Raw genomic sequence first — 19,799 nt, 5'->3', positions numbered from 1 at the left:
CCGGCGTCGTGGGAGCCGGGTTATAGGCGGGTCGGCCAAGCCCGGCAAGCGCTTTTTTCACCCCCGTGCGTTTTTTCTCGGCGGGGGCGGACGCCCGATGGTGGAGATCGACGCGGCGGCGGCGACGACCAGGGGGGCGAAACGCTCCTCCGCCTCCTGCGGGGTGAAGCGGGAGCGCGAGACGGCGATGTTGATCGCCCCGATGGGCGCCCCCGCCGGGTTGACGATGGCCGCCGCGATCGACAGGTCGCCGTGGTAATATTCCTCGAAGGCGGTGGCGTAGCCGAGGCCGGCGGACCGCTCGATCTTCGCCAGCAGATCCTCCCGCTGCCAGGTGGTGTTCGGCGTGTAGGGATGCAGGTCCATGCGGTCGAGCCGGTCGCAGACCTCCTCGATCGGCATGCGCGACAGCATCGCGATGCCCGGGGCCGTGCAGTAGGCTGGCATCCGCATGCCGATGACCACGTCGGTGTTCAGCACATGGCGGCTCATGAAACGCGAGACGAAGACGATCTCCGTGTCGTCCAGCTCGGTCAGGTTGATGGTTTCCTCGGTCGTCTTGCTGAGATGCATCAGGTACGGCATCGAGCGCTCGAGCAACCCGTTGCCGCGCATGTAGTGGTGACCGAGGTCCAGCGTCTTGACCGTCAGCTCGAACCGCTTCGTCTCCGGGTCCTTGCGCAGATAGCCCAGCTTTTCCAGCGTGTGGGTGAAGCGCTGCGCCGCGCTTTTGTCCATGCCGACGATGGAGGCGATCTGGGTCAGGCTCATCGCCGGGCGTGCGGCGTCGAACGCGTTCAGGACGCGGAACGCCTTTTCCACGGACATGACCATCAATGGATCGCCGGTGCGGGCGGTGCCCTCCTCCTTCACCGGGGCGTCGCCGGCAGACCCGTCGCCGGGGGTGAATTCCGTGTCGGACGGTCGGGGAGACGGACGGCGCGGGGCCATGGCGATCGGTCCTGAAGTTGATGTGCGAGAGATACCGTTGACAGGTCTAGCAAAGCAAGCCAAGCTATTCAATACCAAGTATCGTATTGCAATACGACGCGCCGCCCGACGAGGCGCCGGAACGCCCGCAAGGCGCGCGAAAAGACCCGCTTACAGGAGTGGAGCCGTGTTCAAATTCATCCTCACCGAGGTCCGTGGTCCGGTCGGCATCATCACGCTGAACCGCCCGGAGATCCTGAACGCCTGGAACCGGGCGATGCGCGATGAGCTGGTCGTCGCCTTCGACCAGTTCGAAAAGCAGGACGGTGTGCGCGCCATCATCCTCACCGGGGCCGGCGACCGCGCCTTTGGCGCCGGGCAGGACCTGAACGAGACCAAGACCTTCGATGCCGACCGCGCCGAGGAATGGGTGGCGGAGTGGGAGCGGCTGTACCACCGCATGCGCACCCTGTCGAAGCCGCTGGTCGTCGCGCTGAACGGCGTCGCCGCGGGCTCCGCCTTCCAGGTGGCCCTGCTCGGCGACTTCCGCATCGGCCACCCCGGCGTGCGCATGGGCCAGCCGGAAATCAACTCCGGCATCGCCAGCACCACCGGCCCCTGGATCATGAAGGAGATGATCGGTCTGGCCCGCACCATCGACCTGACCCTGACGGGCCGGCTGATGGACGCCGAGGAAAGCCACCGCATCGGCCTGATCAACCGCATCGTCCCGCAGGACCGCGTGATGGCCGAATCCCTGGCCCTGGCCGAGGAGCTGGCTGCCAAGCCGCCGGTCGCCATGCGGCTGGACAAGCAGCGTTTCCGCGAGATGACCGAGGCCGGATTCCGCGATTCCCTGGCCGCCGGCGTGCGCATCCAGCGCGAAGCCTACGCCTCCGGCGAGCCGGCCCGGATGATGGAGGAATTCCTCGCCAAGCGCGCCGCGAAGCGCGCGTAATCGCGGCTTAATTCCCAGGCATTATTCCAGGGGCGCAACGAACCGCCCGACCGTGCCGCCGAAGCGGCGCCCACCCACCGGGACAGCAGAGACGCCCCGGCAAAGAACAGGGAGTTTCACATGCGTAAGACCTCCGGCTTCTCCATGGACCGCCGCAGCCTGATGAAGGGGGCCGCCGGCGTGGCGTTGGGCGCCACCCTGCCCGCCGGGCTGCTCCGTCCGGCCGTTGCCGCGGCGGCGACGCAGATCACCGTCGCCGACCCGGGCGGCCCCTACAGCCCGGCCTTCCGCAAGTCCTTCTACGACCCGTTCGAGAAGGCCACCGGCATCAAGGTGGTCAACGTCGCCCGCGAGGCGGAGCCGACCGCCCAGTTCAAGGCCATCGTGGAGACCAAGTCCTACACCTGGGACGTCTGCACCCTGACCCTGTCGGCCCGCGACATCCTGATGAAGCAGAACCTGCTGGAGCCGCTGAACTTCACCGCGGCGGACGCGCCCGGCCTGATGCCGGATTCGCTGACCAGCCATTGGATGGGCACCGACGTCTATTCGACCATCCTCGGCTACCGCACCGACAAGTTCGCCGCCAACGCGCCGCAGAGCTGGGCCGATTTCTGGAACGTCGAGAAGTTCCCGGGCCGCCGCTCGCTGCGCAAGAACCCCATCGACACGCTGGAGCAGGCGCTGCTGGCCGACGGCGTGCCGCTCGACCAGCTCTACCCGCTGGACGTGGACCGCGCCTTCAAGGCGCTGGACCGCATCAAGCCGCACATCGCCGTCTGGTGGACCGGCGGCGCCCAGTCCAGCCAGCTCATCCAGAGCGGCGAGGTGGACATGATCGCCCTGTGGAACGCCCGCGCCCAGGCGGTGATCGACGGCGGCGCCCCGGTGAAGATCGGCTGGAACCAGGGGCTCTATTCCATCGAGGGCTGGGGCATCCCGCGCGGCAACCCGCGCGCCGACGCCGCCCGCCAGTTCATCAAGTTCTGCGCCGATCCGGCCCGTCAGGCCGCCTTCACCGAGGTGCTGGCCTACGGCCCGACCAACCTCGACGCCTACAAGAGCATCCCGAAGGAGCGCGCCCAGGCGCTGCCCACCTATGAAGAGAACCTGAAGGTGATGACCATCGCGAAGGAGGATTGGTGGGGCGCCAACCGGTCGAAGATGAACGAGCGCTTCAACGCCTGGATTCTCGGCTAAGCCCGCCCACCGGAAAGGAGACCCGCCGCCATGCTCTCACCGCTCGCACAGGCGCGCACAGCACCCGTCCAGGCCGGGGCCGCCGCCACGCCGAAGCTGCTGGTCGATGGCCTGACCAAACGGTACGGCGCCATCACCGCTCTGGAACCCACCCGCCTGGAGGTCCCGGCGGGCGAGTTCCTGACGCTGCTCGGCCCGTCCGGCTCCGGCAAGACCACGCTGCTTCAGATGATTTGCGGGCTGGTGGAGCCGAGCGGAGGGCGCATCCTGATCGACGGGCAGGACGAGACCCGCACCCCCGTGCACAAGCGGGACATCGGCCTCGTCTTCCAGCATTACGCCCTGTTCCCGCACCTGACGGTGGCCGAGAACATCGGCTTTCCCCTGCGCATGCGCGGCGTTGCCCCGGCGGATCTGGCGCGGCGCGTGAAGGACGCGCTGGAGATGGTCCATCTCGGCCATCTCGCCGGGCGCTTCCCCAAGGAGCTGTCCGGCGGGCAGCAGCAGCGCGTCGCGCTGGCGCGCTGCTTCGTCTACCAGCCCTCGGTCATCCTGATGGACGAGCCGCTGGGCGCCTTGGACAAGAAGCTGCGCGAGCACATGCAGTACGAGATCAAGCGCCTGCACCGCGAGACGGGCGCCACGATCATCTACGTCACCCATGACCAGGAGGAAGCCCTGGCCATGTCGGACCGCATCTGCCTGATGAACCACGCGCGCATCGAGCAGATCGGCACCCCGCACGACATCTACGCCCGCCCGAAGACCGCCTTCGCCGCGGACTTCATCGGCGTGTCGAACATCTTCCGCGGTCAGGTCCGGCGCGACGGGGCCGGCACCCCCATGCTGGTCACCGGCAACGGCAGCTTCCGCCTGTCCGCCGACACGCCGGAGCGTCCGGACGGCGCGCTGGTCGTCCGGCCCGAACAGCTCGACATCGACGGCGAGGGCGACAACGAGGTGCGGGGCGAGGTGGTGGACACCGTCTACGCCGGCTCCGAAACCCGCGTGCTGGTCGCGCTGGGCGGTGGCGAGGAGACGATCACCGTCCGCCTGCGCCGCGGCCTTGCCCCGCCGCGGCTGGGCGAGGTGGTCGCGGTGCGCTGGCGCGCCGACGCCGGGGTGCTGGTGTCATGAGCGCCGCCACCCTGCACCATGACGGAGCCTTCGCCGCGGCGCGGCGGCGGCTGCGCTTCGGCCCGCTGTGGCTGGCCGCCCCCGGCCTCGCCTTCCTGGCGGTGTTCTTCCTGTTCCCGGTGCTGCGGCTGCTCGGCCTCAGCGTCCAGGATCTGGAAACCTCAGCCTGGACCGGCGACCATTACGCCCGCATCGTCGCCACGGACGTCTATTTCCGCGTCCTGATGAGCACCTTCCGCATCGCCGGGCTGACCGCCCTGCTGTCGCTGCTGTTCGGCTATCCGCTGGCCTATTGGCTGGCGCAGTTGCCGGAGCGCCAGCGCGGGCTGGCGATCCTGGCGGTGATGGTGCCCTTCTGGACCAGCTATCTGGTGAAGACCTTCGCCTGGATGGTCATCCTGGGGCGGACCGGCGTCATCAACCAGATCCTGTCCGGCACGGGGATGCCCACCCTGCCGCTGCTCCACAACGAGTTCGGCGTGATGGCCGGCATGGTGCACGCCATGCTGCCGCTGGCCGTGCTGACCATGCTGCCGGTGATGACCACCATCGACCGCCGGCTGGTCCAGGCGGCGGAAACGCTGGGCGCGCCGCCGGCCAACGCCTTCTGGCTGGTCTATTTTCAGCTGTCGCTGCCCGGCGTGGCGGCGGCGGGGCTGCTGACCTTCATCTCCTCGCTGGGCTTCTTCATCGTTCCGGCTCTGCTCGGCGGGCCGCAGCAGACCATGCTGGCGCAGCTCATCATCACCCAGATCCAGGAGATGCTGAACTGGGCCTTCGCGGGCGCCCTGGCCACCTTCATGCTGGTCGCGGCCATGGTCACCTGCTGGGTCTACGACCGGCTGTTCGGCCTGTCCTCCCTGTCGGGCGAGACCTCCGGGCGGGCCGGCGGCGGTCAGGGCCACCTGCGCAACGCCGGAATGAAAACGCTGTCGGCGCTCGCCAAGGCGTCGGCGGCGCTGGGCGGCCCGGTCGGACGCCTGCTGGGGCCGAAGATGATGGACCGGCTGCTGCCGCTCTATTCCGCCCTGGTGATCGTCTTCCTGGTGGCCCCGGCGCTGGTCGTCGTTCCCATCGCCTTCACCACCTCCCCCTTCCTGGACTTCCCGCCGCCGGGCTATGGGCTGGAGTGGTTCCGGGTCTACTTCAACTCCGACTTGTGGGTGTCGGCGACGGTCCGCTCCTTCGCGGTGGCCTTCGCGACGGCGATCCTGGCGACGCTGGTCGCCGGTCTGGCCGCGCTGGCGCTCGCCCGCTCCTCCTCGCGCTGGCGGGGGGCGATCTTCGCCTTCTTCCTGGCGCCGATGATCGTGCCGCGCATCGTCATCGCGGTCGGGCTGTTCTACCTGTTCGCCCAGATCGGGCTGGTCGCCACCGACCTCGGCCTGATCATCGGGCACACGGTGCTGGCCCTGCCCTTCGCCTTCGTCGCCATCTCCGCGGTGGTGAAGGGGCACGACTGGCGGCTGGACCAGGCGGCGGCGACGCTGGGGGCGAACCGCTTCAGGACGCTGATGCTGGTCACCGTGCCGCTGATCCGCGGCGGTCTGGTGGCGGCGTTCCTGTTCGCCTTCATCACCTCCTTCGACGAGCTGACCGTGGCGATCTTCGTCAGCGGCGGCGTCAAGACCACGCTGCCCAAGCAGATGTGGGACGACATGATCCTGCAATTGAACCCGACGCTGGCCGCCGTGTCCGTCGTGGTCTTCGCGATCGTGATGGCCCTGCTGCTGATCGCGGAATGGCTGCGCCGTCCGGCGCGGTGATCCGCACACCCATTCGGCCGCAACCAACCGACCAAACGCATTCGAGACCCGCATCATGTCCGATTTCGAAGAAGGGTTCGTCCGCCTGTTCACGCAGGCGGCCCGGACCGGACGCGCCCGCCTGTTCGCCCGCTTCAACGGCGAGGCGCTGAGCTTCGCCACGCTCGACCGCCAGTCCGACGGCGTGGCGGCGGAGCTGCGGCGGCTGGGGCTGAAGCCCGGCGACCGCGTGGCGCTGATGCTGCGCAACAGCCCGCTGGTGCTCTCCACCCTGTTCGGCCTCGCCAAGGCGGGGCTGGTCTGGGTGCCGATCAACGCCCAGCAGCGCGGCGAGGGGCTGCGCTACATCCTGGAGCATTCCGAACCCGGCGCCATCGTCGCCGAGGCCGAATTCCTGCCGGTGATCGCGGAGACCGGGGCGGTGCCCGCCGGCACGCCGCTGATCGTCCAGGGCGACCCGTCCGCGGCGCTGCGGCTGGAGTCCCTGCTGGAGTCCGGCGCCACCTTCGAGGAGGCGCCGCCCGCCCCCGACGATGTCTTCGCCATCATGTACACCTCCGGCACCACCGGGCGGCCCAAGGGCGTGCTGGTGTCGCACCGCATGATGCGGCTGGCCGGCGAGGCGGTGGCCCGCGTGTCCGCCGCCCGCGACGGCGACGTGCTGTTCGTGTGGGAGCCGCTGTACCACATCGGCGGCGCCCAGATGATCGTCATGCCGCTGATCCGCAGCGTGTCGCTCGCCATGGTGGACCGCTTCAGCGCCAGCCGCTTCTGGGATCAGGTGCGGGAGTATGGGGCCACCCACATCCATTATCTGGGCGGCATCCTGCAAATCCTGCTGAAGCAGCCCGTCTCGCCGCGCGACCGCGACCACCCCGTGCGCATCGCCTGGGGCGGCGGCTGCCCCAAGGAGACCTGGACACCCTTCGAGGAGCGGTTCGGCGTGCAGATCCGCGAATGCTACGGCATGACCGAGGCGTCCAGCATCACCACCTGCAACGACGAGGGCGTGGTCGGCGCGGTGGGCCGCCCGATGCCCTGGTTCACCGTGGATCTGCTGGACGGCGCGGGCAAGCCCGTGCCGAAGGGCGAGCGCGGCGAGATCGTCGTCCGCACCGACCGGCCCGGCGCCATCTTCGCCGGCTATTTCCGCAACCCGGAGGCGACGGCCCGCGCGCTGAAGGACGGCGCACTGCACACCGGCGACCTGGGGTCCTTGGACGCGGGCGGCACGCTTCTGTTCCACGGACGGATGACCGACAGCGTGCGCTGCAAGGGCGAGAACGTCTCGGCCTGGGAGGTGGAGCATGTCGCGGCCACCCACCCCGCGGTCGAGGACTGCGCCATCATCGGCGTCGCCGCCGACGTGGGCGAGCAGGACATCAAGCTGTTCGTGAAGCCGAAGGCCGGAGCCACGCTGGACATCCCGGCCCTGTCCGGCTGGCTCGGGCGGCAGCTCGCCCCCTACCAGAATCCGCGTTACATCGCGGTCGTGGAGGAGTTCGAGCGCACGCCCAGCCAGCGCATCATGAAGCACAAGCTGTCCCCCGCGCTGGACGGCTGCTGGGACCGGCTGAGCGGTTGACGGGCCGGGACGCCCCTGCGTGACCATTTTCCGCGTCGCGCGGGGGCGGCACCCCCGGCGGCGGATTTCGTGGTAGCATGGCGCTCCACAGTCGGAAGCCTTTGGAACCCATGCCGAGCCTGTCCAGCGGTCTCAACGCCCTCATCGCCACGGTCCTGCGCAGCCACCCGTCGCTGCGGGTGCTGCCGGTGTCCCGCTACACGCAGGATCAGGCCGCCGCCTACGCCGCCGTCAACGGGCGGGCCATCGCGCACGCCGTCGACGAGCAGGGCCGCCAGTCCCTTCTGGTGGCGATGACCGGGCTGGACTATGTCAGCGTCTGCGACCTCGACCACGACCTGACGGTTCCCGCCGACCAGCCGGTGTCGCTGATCGTTCCGGAACTGCGCGGCGGGCTGCTGGCCCGTTTCACCCCGCGGACGGCGGGCGACGTCTGCCGCATCGTCGAGGCGGTCTGCCCTTAGCGCTGGCCCTCGTAGAAGACGTAGGTGCCGCGGCCCGCCTGCTTGGCCCGGTACATGGCGCCGTCCGCCGCGACCAGCAGGCTGCGGGCGTCGTCACCGTCGGCGGGGAACAGGGCGATGCCGACGCTGGCGCCAATGGACGCGGTATTCCCCTCCACCGGGCCCTGCACCGGGATGGGCAGCGCCACCGCCTCGACGATCTTGGCGGCCACGCCCCCGGCGTCCGCGGCGGAAGCCACATCTTCCAGCACGATGGTGAACTCATCGCCGCCCACGCGGGCCACCGTGTCGCTGCGGCGCAGGCAGCCGGCGAGCCGCGTGGCGGCAATGCGCAGCACCTCGTCGCCGCAATCGTGGCCCATCCGGTCGTTGACAGCCTTGAAGCCGTCCAGGTCGATGAACAGCAGGGCGAGCGGGCGCCCGGACCGCCGCGAGCGGGCCAGCGCCACGTCCAGCCGGTCGAACAGAAGGCGGCGGTTGGGCAGGCCGGTCAGGGCGTCGTGGTTGGCGAGATGGTCCTTTTCCGCCTCGCTGCGCCGCAGGGTCTCCTCGGCGGCCTTGCGCAGGGTGATGTCCCGCCCGACGCCGACCAGCCCAAGCAGTTCGTTGCCCGCGTCGCGGATCGGCGCCTTCAGGATCTCGACCCAGATCCGCCCGCCATCGGGCAGCGGAATGGCCTCCTCGTTGCGCAGCGGTCCGTCCTCGGCATAGACCAGCCCGTCGCCCGCGCGGATGCCGTCCGCCATTCCCGGCGGCCAGATCTCGTGGCTGCCCAGCCCGACCAACTGCTCCAGGGGCCGCCCGGTCCAGGAGGCGAAGGCGCGGTTGGCCTTGCGCAGCACGCCGTCGCGGTCCTTGAAGAAGACGGCGTCGGGGATGGTGTCGATGATCCCCTGCAACAGGGCGTGCTGCCGCAGAAGCTGCTTTTCCGTCTGCCGCCGCTCGGTGATGTCGCGGGCGATGCCGACGACGCCCAGCACCCTGCCGCTGCGGTCGAGGCAGGCGGCCTTGGCGGTTTCCATCAGCACGCGGCGCCCGTCCGGGTAGGTGAACCACTCCTCGCTGCGGGAAAAGCCCTTCTCCATGGCGATCCGGTCCGTGCGGCGGCGGCGGGTCGCCGTCTCCGCGTCGAACAGCCGGTGGTCGGTCAGCCCCAGCGGCGGACGCCCCGCATAGTCGAGCGTCGCCCGGTTGCACTTCAGATAGGTGCCGTCCACGTCCTTGAAGAAGACGATGTCCGGCATGGAATCGATCAGGCTTTGCAGCATGGCGCGCTCGCGGTGGAGCGCTTCCGTGTCGGAGCCGGCGCATTCCGCCGCGCCGTCGTCGGGGTCGGCACCGGACGGGGCGGCGACCTGCGCCTCGTGCAGGATGCCTAGGCTTCCGTCCTCAAGCAGAATGCCGGTGCGGCGCACCCAGGCCGTGACCGCGCGGCCCTTGGGGTAGAAGGTCCAGCGGCCCGTCGCCTGCTCCCCCGCGCTTTTCGGCGCGGCGGCGGGCTGGGCGCCGAAATCGCGGGCCTGGAAGTCGGCGAGCGAGGCCGCGTTCCACAGCTCCAGGGCGGCGCGGTTGCCCCAGACCATCCGCCCGCGCCCGCCGTCATGCAGCCAGACCGGCATCCACAGCCCGTCGAGCAGCGGCAGGTCGGCCACGCTCATCGGGCGCGCCGCCGCGCCGGGGGCGCCGGCCCCGGATTGGTTCGGATCAGCCTGATGACTCATGGTGGTGGTCGCCGCCTCGGCACGAAGAATGCACCGATGGGCTTTCTAACATAATTTGAGGAAACCTTCTCCTTCTACCGCACGCCTTGCTCCGGCCCCTTCCGCCGCCGCAGCACCAGCGCGTACCAGAGCAGCAGGACCGTGGTGAACAGCGAGAGGGTGAAGGACACGCCGTCGGGCCGCAGCCCATAGCCGGTCGCCCCGCCCAACAGCGTCACCGAGCTGTCCCAGAGATAGGCGAGCAGCAGAATCACCGTGTTGGCCGACGACAGCCCGGTGGCGAGATAAAGCACAAGATGCATCGGTTGCTCCCGAAGGCCCTCCACGGCCATGCGCTTTTTCGCTGCGCGGTGTTGTTCTTGTCCCAAGCCCCGTCATCCTAGGCGCCCGGAGCGATCCTGTCAGCCATGGTCCACACCGCCCCACCCACCGACACCCGCGACGACGACCCGCCGACCGCGGCCTGGACGCAGCGGCTGCTGCGCTACGGCACGGGGCTGCTGATCCTGGCGCTTCTGGCCGGGGCGCTGGTCATCCTGAACCGCTGGCTGGACCAGTACAGCGTCGCCGACATCCGGCAGGCGCTGGGGCGCATCACCGGCGCGCAGCTTCTCGCGGCGGCGGGGGCGGCGGCGGTCAGCTACTGGCTGCTGACGCTCTACGATCTGCTGGCGCTGCGTCATCTGCGGCGGCCCCTGCCCTACCGCTGGGTGGCCTTCACCGCCTTCACCAGCTACGCCTTCAGCCACAGCCTGGGCTTCGCCAGCATCATCGGGGCGACCGTCCGCTACCGCCTGTACGCGCCGCACGGCCTGAGCGGGGTGGAGGTGGCGCAGGTCACGCTGTTCGTCGTCACCACCTTCATGCTGGGGCTGGCGACGGTGATGCCGGTGGTCATGCTGATCGACCCCACGGCCCTGAAGGCGTTGCACGTCCCGCCGGGAAGCGCCCTGCTGCTGGGGCTGGCGGCGCTGGCGGTGCTGGGGGCCTATGCGGTGGGCGGATTCTGGCTGCGGCGGCCCCTGCGGCTGTTCGGCCACGCCATCGCCTTTCCGCGCCCGGCCATCGCGCTGCGGCAACTGCTGCTGGGGCTGTGCGACCTGTCGCTGGCGGCGCTGGTGCTCTGGCTCTGCCTGCCGCCGAGCGACGCGGTGAGCTACGCCGACGTGCTGGTGGCCTTCGGGCTGGCGCTGGTCGCCGGGATCATCAGCCACGTCCCGGGGGGCCTGGGCGTGTTCGACGCCATCGTGCTGGTCAGCCTGACCCCGGCCATGCCCGGCAACGACGTGATGGCGGGGCTGCTGGTTTTCCGGCTGATCTATTATCTGGCGCCGCTGGTGATCGCCGGGCTGATGTTCGGCGCGCTGGAAGCCTTCCAGGCCCGGCACCGCATCGGCGGCCTGTCGCGCGTGATGTCCGCCGCCGTCAGCCCGGTGGTGCCGCTGGTGCTGGCCGCCTGCATCTTCATCACCGGGGCCTTCCTGCTGTTCTCCCGCGCCACGCCGGAGGAGACGCTGCCCTCCCCCCTCGACGCCACGGCGCTGCCGCTGATGGAGATGTCCCACTTCACGGGCAGCGTGGCCGGGGTGCTGCTGATCCTGCTGGCCCACGCGGTGCAGCGGCGGCTGCACGCCGCCTGGGTGCTGTCGCTGGTGCTGCTGGCCGCCGGTTGCGCCTCGGCCCTGCTGAAGGGCGGCGACTGGCAGGAGGCGGTCGTGCCGGGGCTGATCTTCCTGGCCCTGCTGCCCGCCCGCAAGGAGTTCCACCGGCGCGGCAACATCCTGCGCAACCCCCCGGCGCCGAGCTGGTTCATCGCCACCGGCGTGGCCCTGGCCAGCGCCTTCTGGCTGGGCCTGTTCTCCTACAAGCACGTCGCCTTCAGCGACGAGCTGTGGTGGCACTTCACCCTGCACGGCGACGCCTCCCGCTTCCTGCGGGCGTCGGTGGCGGTGGGGGTGATCGCGCTCGGCGCCGCCGTGGCCCATCTGGTCTCCGCGGCCAGCCGAGAGCCGCGGAATCGTGACGCCGCCGCCCCGCGCCCCCTCACCGCCGCCAGAAGGACGGACTGAGAACGACCAGGATGGTGAAGAATTCCAGCCGGCCCAGCAGCATCCCGGCGGACAGCGCCCATTTGGCCCCGTCCGGCATGGTGGCGTAGTTGCCGACCGGGCCGATGGTGGGTCCCAGCCCCGGGCCGACGTTGCTGACCGCCGTCGCCGCCCCCGACAGGGCGGACACCACGTCCACCCCCAGGAAGGCCAGGACGAAGGCCAGGACGAACACCGACATCAGATAGACGAAGCCGAAGCTCATCACCGAGATCATCACGTCGGCGCTGACCGGCTTGCCGTTGTAGCTCAGCGGAATCACCAGATTGGGGCTGTAGAGACGGCGCTGGAGCGCGCGCACGACGATGAACAGGATCTCGAACCGGAAGATCTTCAACCCGCCCGAGGTCGATCCCGTGCAGCCGCCGACGAAGGTCAGGATGAAGAAGACCACCGACGCCATCGGCCCCCACCGCTCGTAGTCGATGGAGGCGTAGCCCGTCGTGGTGACCACCGAGACGACGCTGAAGGTGGTCACCCGGATGGCGTCGTCCCACGGCACGTCCCGCGTCAGCGTCAGCCAGACCGACATGCCGAAGGACACCACGGCCAGGAAGGCGAGGTACCAGCGGATCTGCGTGTCCGACCAGAAGCTGGCCGCCCGCCCCTGGGCCAGGCTGATGAAGCGGACGAAGGGCATGCCGCCCAGCACCATGAAGACCACCAGAACCCACTCGATGGCCGGGCTGTTCCAACTGGCGATGGACGCGTCGCGGGTGGAGAAGCCCCCGGTGGACACGGCGGTCATCGCGTGGTTGACGGCGTCGAACCAGGACATGCCGGCATAGGCCAGCATCACCGTGCAGACGGCGGTCAGGCACAGATAGATCCAGCCCACCGCGATGGCGAGGTCGCTGGCCCGCGGCGTCACCTTGTCCGAGCGGTCGGAGGATTCCGAGCGGAAGAGCTGCATGCCGCCCACCTGGAGGAAGGGCAGGATGGCGATGGCCATGCCGATGATGCCGATGCCGCCCAGCCATTGCAGCAGCGACCGCCACAGCAGCAGCCCCGGCGCCAGCCCGTCCAGGCCGGAGATCACCGTGGCCCCGGTGGCGGTCAGGGACGACATCGCCTCGAAATAGGCGTCGGCCGCCGACAGGTCGATCTGCGACACCATGAAGGGCACGGCGGCGAAGGCGCACACCACGACCCAGGACAGCGCGGTCAGCAGGAAGGCCTGCCGCAGGTTCAGCGATATCCGGTCCATGCGGTTGGCCAGCATGAACTGCACGCCGAAGAACAACGTCAGCGCGAAGGCGATGGCGAATACCATCCAGTCCGGATTGCCGGTCGCCAGATCGACGGCCATGGGAAGCAGCATCGCGACGGCCAGCACGCTGAGAAGCGCGCCGATGATGAAGAAGACGGGGCGGGTGTCGAAACCGGTCATGCACAGGCCATGGACAGTCGGAATTGCGGCCTAAGTTGTCACGATTGCACCGGTTCGGCATTCCCGAACCGCGCCTCACGGCGATTTTTCCTCCGGCGGCCTCACCCGGGCTGTCCGGGCGGGACAAAGCCGCCGATCCGCCCCATGGGTGATCCGATACCCCGAAAGATGTCTGGAAACGGGCCGGATGCGCGCCTGCCGGAATGGGCAGGGGGGCTAGACGGCGGCGGGCATCCTGTGCACACTCCGCCTCGACTTCCGGCTCAAATCGCCGAGCCTTCCCGGATGGCCGGGACCCGCAGGGAACTGGAACAGACAATGGACTGGCGGCGTGCTTTCGGACGATGCCCTGATCTTTCTCCAACATTCGATCAAGACGGTGTGGACCCTGGAGATCCTGCTGATTTTACGGCGTGATCCGGACAGGGGGTGGAGTCCGGAGGATCTCATTCGCGAATCGCGCAGCAGCACGCTCATCCTCCAGGAAGTCTTGGGGAATCTTGGACGGGCGGGACTGATCGCCGTGGACGCGAACAGCCGCTTCCGCTACCGCAGCGCGACCCCGGCCCTCGAACGTTTGGTCTCGGAGATCGCCGCCGCCCAATCCCGGCGCCCGGCGGCGGTCACGAAGGCCCTGCTGTCGGTGTCGTCGGACAAGATTCAGAATTTCGCCGAGGCTTTCCGCACCGGAGGAAGAACCTGAGGGCGCGATCATGATTCACCCCTGAGACAGGGCCGGATTTTGCTAAACTGCCGTCCGGAACAGTCGTGTTCGGGCGGTTGGCCCTCTGCCCGGAGGGAAAGAGGGAATCTCTCATGCGATTGCCTTGAGCCGCCGACCGAATCGCCTCGATGCCCTGTGGAGATTTCGTTATGCCGTTTCATCGTCCGGTCCCGGGTCCGGTCCTGGGCTTGTCCCTCGCCGCCGCCCTTGTCGTGGCCGGCACCATCGTGGGCGCGACCCCGGGTGCGGCCCGGGCCGCGACCACGGACCGCAGCCCGCCGCCCGCTGCCCAAGCCGCACCCGGGGCCGCACCCGGGGCCGCACCCGCCGCAACGCCGGAGGCGCCCGCCGCGAAGGTCACGGGTTTCCGCTCGGCGCGCTTCGGCATGACCGCCGACGAGGTCACGAAGGCCATCACCAAGGATTTCAAGATCGCCGGCACCGACATCCGCCGCGAAACCAACCCGACGGAGCGCACCACCAGCCTGATCGTCAAGGTGGACGACCTGCAGACCGGCGCCGGGCCGGCGGCCATCGCCTACATCCTCGGCCATTCGACGCAGAAGCTGTTCCAGGTGAACGTGCTGTGGGGCGGCGCGGTGAATCCGAAGATCGACCCCAACGCCCTGGTGGGGGCGGCCAACGCGCTGCGCAACTATTTCGTGGCGCAGGGCTACCGGCAGGAAGGAATGCTGCTGAACGCGCCGGTCGGCGACGGCTCGCAGGTGATCGTCTTCCGCGGCACCGACGCCCAGGGGCGCATGTCCCTGCTGACCCTTTCCGTCCCGCCGAAGCCCTCGGACGACACCCCCGCCCTGCCGCCGACGCTCCAGCTCTCCTACATCGAGAAGCCGAACGAGCCGGACGTGTTCAAGATCGAAAAGGGGTTTTGAGGACGCGGAGTTCCCTCCCCCGCCGAAGGTGGGGGAGGGTTAGGGTGGTGGCCCGGTGCGGGGGCTTGTTTCCTGTCAGGCCGGACCGGATCAGTCCCGGCTGGCGAGACGGTCCACCAGACCCGACCAGCTGCTGACCGAGATCAGGTGGGCATAGACCAGCCCCAGCCAGCCGCGGTCGCGCCACGCCACCAGCTCCTCGGCGGGAAGCTGGTTGAAGGCCGCCTCGTCGATCACCTTGAAGCCGGCGAGGCTCAGCCGCTCACCGCTGTTCAGGGTGATGTCGGCGCGCTTTTCCGACAGCAGGCCGGCACCGGTCACCGCCGCGACGAACTCGGTGGTGTAGCCGTTCTGGGCCTGGACTTCCTTGACGAACTCCAGCGCGTTGCTGGTCAGCGCGGACGGCTGCCCGTCCACGAAGAAGGGGTTGTCCCGGCCCGGAACGACGGCGTCCGCCGATTCGTCGACGCACAGGGTGAGCTGGGAACCGTCCTCATTCTCCAGGAAGATGAACGGGTAGCGGCGGACATAGGCGGGGACGTAAGCCCCCTCCTCCCAGGCGCCGTCCGCATCGACGAACAGATTTTCGCCCGTGCGCAGGCCGAGCAGCGCCACCGGCTGCACCACCGGGCCGTCGGAGAACAGGATCGGGTACTGCTTGCAGGCCGCCACGAACTCCACCGCCATCAGCGGCACCGAATTGGTGCCGGCGGCGAAGGCGTAGTTCGGCTCGGTCCGCAGCGACAGGTCGGCGTCGCGGGCGGCCTGCAACGGGCGGGGGCTCTTGTAGAACAGGGGCAGGTTCGGGTCGGTCATCGTGCGCTATCCAAAGGGAAGGAATCTACAAGGCGACAGATTTGCCGATGGAGCCGGCGCGCCTCAGCGCGCCTCCTCCTTTTCCGTTTGCGGGTTGCCGGTCACGGACGGCGCGGGACCGGTGGTCAGAACCTCCGGCTGCGCCCCGGCGCCGCCGGTGGCCGGGGCCGTGCCGGCACCGGTGGACAGGACCTCCGGCTGGGCGCCCGCACCGGTCAGGGACGGGGTGGTGCCGGACAGGGACAGAACCTGCGGCGCGGCGTAGGCGGCCAGCGCGTTCGGCGTAAGGCCGGCGCCGGTGATCGTGCCGGTGAACAGGCTGGTGACGCCGGGGGTGCTGGGAACCGGAACCTCCACCACGACGGTGGCGGCGACCCGGCTGACCTGCTGCGTCGGCCCCCAGGGGGTGTTGTTGATGAAGTAGGGGGCGGCCCGCAGCGGGCTGTCGATCGCGCTGGCGGCCAGCGCGTCCGTCTTGCCGGCCACGGTGCCGAACATCCGGGCGGAACCGGCCTTGGGAACGGTCAGGCTCAGCACGTCGATCTTCTGCAAGGCGGTCCCAGACTCCTGTCCGATGAACAGCGCCCCGCCGTCGGACGCCATGGTCAGCGCCGTGGCCTTGCCCTGGAGCCCCGCCATCGTGATGGGGCCGCCCGCCGCGATGGACGCCTGGCCGTCCGGCAGGGACGCCACGGCGCCCAGCGTGATCGGGCCGTTCTTGGCCGTGATGCTGGCGGGCAGAACAATGCCCGATCCACCGGATTGGGTAAAGCCCTCCTCCGTGACAACCGTGGCATCGCGTCCGAAGGTCACCGTGCCGGAGCCGACCGTCGCGACGACGGCCAGCGAGCCCGCGCTGTTCACCCCCGCGCCGAAGGTGAAGCCGGCGCCGGTCAGGCGGAGGCCGCCCGTCCCGGTCGCGGTCAGCGCCTTGGCGAATCGGCTCTCGCCGCCCGCCGTCTGGGTCAGCGAGCGCACCGTCACCGCGCCGTCGTAGAAGACGCCGCCCGAGGCCCGGACCGTCACGTCGCCCATCAGGCCCGACGCGCCGATGTCGCCCGCCGCCCGGATGGACGCGCCGTTCAGCGACAGCGCGGAGCGGTCGGCGCTGTCGATGGACCCGCCGAACACGAGGTCGCCGCCGCCGCTGGTCAGCGCGCTGGCGCCGGCCACCGTCAGGGCGCCGCCGAAGCGCTGCGTCCCGGTGGTGGCGACGGTGGCGCCGGTCAGGCGGGTGCCGCCGCTGACGGCGATCTGCCGCAGCGCGCCGGTCTCGCCGAAGACCCCGGCCAGAACGGCGTCGCCGTCGACCGTCAGCCCCTGCACCCCGCCGGCGGGGGCGTTGCCGCCGTTCAGCAGGGAGACCGTCCCGCCCGTCAGGACCGCGTCGGCCCCCAGCGTCACCGCGCCGGTGTAGCTCTGCTCCGCCACGGTGGTGACCGCGCCGCCGTTCAGGGCGGCGGCACCGCTAACCGTCAGTCGGCTCAGCGCCTGCGCGCCGCCGACGGCGGCGTTGATCACGGCGTTGCCGGCGATGGTCAGCCCCTGCGCGCCGCGGGCGGCCGCGTCGAGGCCGGCGGCCAGCACCACGGTGCTGCCGGTCAGGCGGGTGTCGGTCCCCAGCACCGCCCGCTCTCCATAGGTCTGGGTGCCGGTGGTGTCGATCGAGCCGCCGTCCAGGGCCAGCGTGCCCGCCGCGTCGGTGACGACCGAGGCCGCGCGGACCGACTGGGCGAAGCGGGTCTGGCCGCCGCTGGTCACCGTCAGGGCGCCCAGCCGCTCGGTCCCGCCGACCACGCCCGCGAAGATGGCGTCGGCGGTCCCGCTGGCGACGGTCAGGGCCTGCCCGCCGTCCAGCGTCCCGGCGACGGCGACGCCGCCCGCACCGGTCAGGGTCGACGGGGTGCCGGCCAGACGAACCGCGCCGCCGTAGATCTGGGCTCCGCTGGTGACCGCCGTGGCGCCGTCCAGCAGGGTCTCGCCGTTCACCGTCAGCGCGGCCAGCGCTTGGCGGGTGCCGAGGGTGCCGGACAGGGCCGCGTTGCCGGCGATGGTCAGTCCCTGGCGGCCCGCCGCCGCCGCGTCGATGCCGCCGGACAGCGACACCAGGCTGCCGGTCAGGACCGTGTCGGCCCCCAGCGTCACCGCGTCGGCATAGGTCTGCGCCCCGCTGGTGTCCACGCCGCCGCCGTTCAGGATGGTGATCCCGGTGGCGTCGGTGGCCAGCGAGGCCGCCTTCACCGCTCCGGCGAAGGTGGCCGTGCCGCTGCCGTTCACCGTCAGCGCGCCCAGACGGCTGGTGCCGCCGACCGCGCCGCCCAGCAGGATGTCGCCGCCGCTGTTCAGCGTCAGCGCCCGCCCGCCGTCGAGGGTGGAGGCGAGGGTGATCCCGCCGTTGCCGGCGATCCGGCTGTCGCCGCCCAGCGTCACGGCCTTCGCCGCCGTGAAGACGGTCCCGGCCTGATAGGCGCCGTCCAGGGTCACCGCGTCGTTGTAGGTCTGGGCGCCGCTGGTGGTCACCGATTGCAGGCTGGTCGTGCCGTCCGCGTCCGTGGTCAGGCGCGCCAGCGCCGTCGTGCCGCCGACCGTGCCGGCGAACCGCGTCGTGCCCTTGCTGTTGACGGCCAGGGCGCGGGCGCCGTTCACCGTACCCAGGAACAGGACCGCACCGCTGCCGGCATCGACCGTGGCGTCGCCCGCCAGCGTCACCGGGCCGGCGACGGTGAAGGCGCCGTTGCCGGTCGTGTAGGTCCCGGTCAGGCTGGTCGGCCCGCCGTAGCTCTGCGCGCCCGCGGTGGTCACGTTGACGAGGCTGACGGAGCCGGTGCCGGTGGTCAGGCTGGACAGGGCCGTGGTGCCGCCGACCGCCGCGTTGAACGCCGTCGCCCCGGTCGAGTTCACCGTCAGGGCCTGGGCGCCGTTCACCGTGCCGTTGAAGGCGGTGGCGCCGCTTCCCGCATTCACCGCCGTCGTCCCGGCCAACGTGGTTGGACCGTTGACGGTGATCGCGCTGCTGGCCGACGTGTAGGCGCCGTTCAGCGTCGTGGCGTCGTTGTAGGTCTGGGCGCCGCTGGTGGTCACCGATTGCAGGCTGGTCGTGCCGTCCGCGTCCGTGGTCAGGCGCGCCAGCGCCGTCGTGCCGCCGACCGCCGCGCTGAACCGGGTGGCGCCGTTGCCGTTGACGGTCAGCGCCTGGGCGCCGTCCACCGTGCCGTTGAAGGTCACCGCGCCGCTGCCGGCGTTGACCGTCGCGGCCCCCGCCAGCGTCACCGGGCCGGCGACGGTGAAGGCGCCGCTGCCGGTGGTGTAGGTGCCGATCAGGCTGGTTTCCCCGCCATAGCTCTGCGCACCCGCGGTGGTCACGTTCGTCAGGCTGGTGTAGCCGGTGCCGGTGGTCAGGCTGGACAGGGCCGTGGTCCCGCCGACCGCCGCGTTGAACACCATCGCCCCGGTCGAGGCCACCGTCAGGGCTTGGGCGCCGTTCACCGTGCCGTTGAAGGTGATGGTGCCATAGCCCGCATTCACCGCCGTCGCCCCGGCCAGCGTGGTTGCACCGTTGAAGGTGACCGCGCTGTTGGCCGACGTGTAGGCGCCGTTCAGCGTGGTGGCGGCGTTGTGGGTCTGGGCGCCCGTGGTGGTGACGTTGCGCAGGCCGACCGTGGCGCCCGCCTCGGTGGTCAGGCTCGCCAGGGCTGTCGTGCCGCCGACCGCCGCGTTGAACTGCGTCGTGCCCGTCCCGGCGATGGTCAGCGCCTGGGCGCCGTCCACCGTGCCGTTGAAGGTCGCGGTCCCGGCGTTCACCGTCGCCGCGCCGCCCAGCGTCGCCGCCGCGTTGAAGGTGACCGTGCCGCCCGTCGCCGTGTAGGTCCCGTCCAGCGTCACCGCATCGTTGTAGGTCTGCGCCCCCGTGGTGGTGACGTTGCGCAGGCTCGTCGTGCCGCCCGCGTCCGTGGTCAGACTGGCGAGCGCCGTCGTGCCGCCCACCGCGCCGGTGAACTGCGTCGTGCCCTTGTTGTTGACCGCCAGCGCATAGGCGCCGTCCACCGCGCCGGTGAAGGTGGCGGCTCCGCCGTTCACCGTCGTGTCGCCGCCCAGCGTCACCGCTCC

General features: G+C 70.3%; 15 protein-coding genes. 9 read left to right on the top strand and 6 right to left on the bottom strand.

Annotated features, from left to right (window positions below):
- Nucleotides 1-57: 57 nt before the first annotated feature.
- Nucleotides 58-951 carry an IclR family transcriptional regulator gene (locus QSG27_RS11510; protein ID WP_306706186.1) on the bottom strand — a complete coding sequence of 298 codons (894 nt, stop codon included), beginning with the start codon at nt 949-951 and terminating at the stop codon, nt 58-60.
- Between the two features lie 166 nt (nt 952-1,117).
- Between QSG27_RS11510 and QSG27_RS11505 the strand changes: the two genes are divergently transcribed.
- From QSG27_RS11505 to QSG27_RS11480, 6 genes are all read left to right on the top strand, one after another.
- On the top strand, nt 1,118-1,888 hold the full coding sequence (locus QSG27_RS11505) for an enoyl-CoA hydratase/isomerase family protein (RefSeq protein ID WP_306706184.1): 771 nt from the start codon (nt 1,118-1,120) through the stop codon (nt 1,886-1,888).
- Between the two features lie 120 nt (nt 1,889-2,008).
- Nucleotides 2,009-3,088 (top strand): ABC transporter substrate-binding protein, encoded by a 1,080-nt coding sequence (locus QSG27_RS11500; RefSeq protein ID WP_306706182.1) that lies wholly within the window; start codon nt 2,009-2,011, stop codon nt 3,086-3,088.
- 30 nt (nt 3,089-3,118) lie between these two features.
- The gene (locus QSG27_RS11495) at nt 3,119-4,225 is read left to right on the top strand and encodes an ABC transporter ATP-binding protein (protein WP_306706180.1); all 1,107 of its coding nucleotides are present in this window, start codon (nt 3,119-3,121) and stop codon (nt 4,223-4,225) included.
- On the top strand, nt 4,222-5,991 hold the full coding sequence (locus tag QSG27_RS11490) for an ABC transporter permease subunit (RefSeq protein ID WP_306706178.1): 1,770 nt from the start codon (nt 4,222-4,224) through the stop codon (nt 5,989-5,991). The genes QSG27_RS11495 and QSG27_RS11490 overlap by 4 nt, the downstream gene beginning before the upstream one ends.
- A gap of 55 nt (nt 5,992-6,046) precedes the next feature.
- On the top strand, nt 6,047-7,576 hold the full coding sequence (locus QSG27_RS11485) for an AMP-binding protein (RefSeq protein ID WP_306706176.1): 1,530 nt from the start codon (nt 6,047-6,049) through the stop codon (nt 7,574-7,576).
- A gap of 110 nt (nt 7,577-7,686) precedes the next feature.
- A complete protein-coding gene (locus QSG27_RS11480; protein ID WP_306706174.1) occupies nt 7,687-8,040 on the top strand; it encodes a hypothetical protein in 354 nt (117 codons plus the stop codon).
- On the opposite strand, the gene QSG27_RS11475 is transcribed toward QSG27_RS11480, so the two are convergent.
- Together QSG27_RS11475 and QSG27_RS11470 are read right to left on the bottom strand one after the other, a co-directional pair.
- On the bottom strand, nt 8,037-9,761 hold the full coding sequence (locus QSG27_RS11475) for a sensor domain-containing diguanylate cyclase (protein WP_306706172.1): 1,725 nt from the start codon (nt 9,759-9,761) through the stop codon (nt 8,037-8,039). The genes QSG27_RS11480 and QSG27_RS11475 overlap by 4 nt on opposite strands.
- A 74-nt stretch (nt 9,762-9,835) precedes the next feature.
- Entirely contained in the window at nt 9,836-10,063 is a 228-nt protein-coding gene (locus QSG27_RS11470) for a hypothetical protein (protein ID WP_306706170.1), read from the bottom strand.
- Nucleotides 10,064-10,168: 105 nt separating this feature from the next.
- On the opposite strand from QSG27_RS11470, the gene QSG27_RS11465 reads away from it, so the two are divergent.
- Entirely contained in the window at nt 10,169-11,830 is a 1,662-nt protein-coding gene (locus QSG27_RS11465) for a lysylphosphatidylglycerol synthase domain-containing protein (RefSeq protein ID WP_306706168.1), read from the top strand.
- Here the strand turns inward: QSG27_RS11465 and QSG27_RS11460 are convergent.
- Complete coding sequence (locus QSG27_RS11460; protein WP_306706166.1) at nt 11,805-13,259, bottom strand: TrkH family potassium uptake protein; 1,455 nt, start codon at nt 13,257-13,259, stop codon at nt 11,805-11,807. The two genes, QSG27_RS11465 and QSG27_RS11460, sit on opposite strands and share 26 nt — an antisense overlap.
- Nucleotides 13,260-13,590: 331 nt before the next feature.
- Between QSG27_RS11460 and QSG27_RS11455 the strand changes: the two genes are divergently transcribed.
- Nucleotides 13,591-13,962, top strand: coding sequence for a hypothetical protein (locus QSG27_RS11455; protein ID WP_306706164.1), 372 nt, complete (start codon nt 13,591-13,593; stop codon nt 13,960-13,962).
- 407 nt (nt 13,963-14,369) lie between these two features.
- Complete coding sequence (locus tag QSG27_RS11450; protein WP_306706162.1) at nt 14,370-14,876, top strand: hypothetical protein; 507 nt, start codon at nt 14,370-14,372, stop codon at nt 14,874-14,876.
- 90 nt (nt 14,877-14,966) lie between these two features.
- Here the strand turns inward: QSG27_RS11450 and QSG27_RS11445 are convergent, their stop codons facing one another.
- Both QSG27_RS11445 and QSG27_RS11440 read right to left on the bottom strand, forming a co-directional pair.
- Nucleotides 14,967-15,692 (bottom strand): SapC family protein, encoded by a 726-nt coding sequence (locus tag QSG27_RS11445; RefSeq protein WP_306706160.1) that lies wholly within the window; start codon nt 15,690-15,692, stop codon nt 14,967-14,969.
- A 63-nt stretch (nt 15,693-15,755) separates the two neighbouring features.
- Nucleotides 15,756-19,799: beta strand repeat-containing protein (locus QSG27_RS11440; protein ID WP_407653204.1), on the bottom strand; the 4,044-nt coding region annotated here is incomplete at its 5' end.

The organism is Azospirillum isscasi, from assembly GCF_030849505.1.
GTDB classification, from domain to species: domain Bacteria; phylum Pseudomonadota; class Alphaproteobacteria; order Azospirillales; family Azospirillaceae; genus Azospirillum; species Azospirillum isscasi.
Note: the sequence above shows the minus strand (reverse complement) of the source record. Positions and strands in the feature narration are given on the sequence as shown.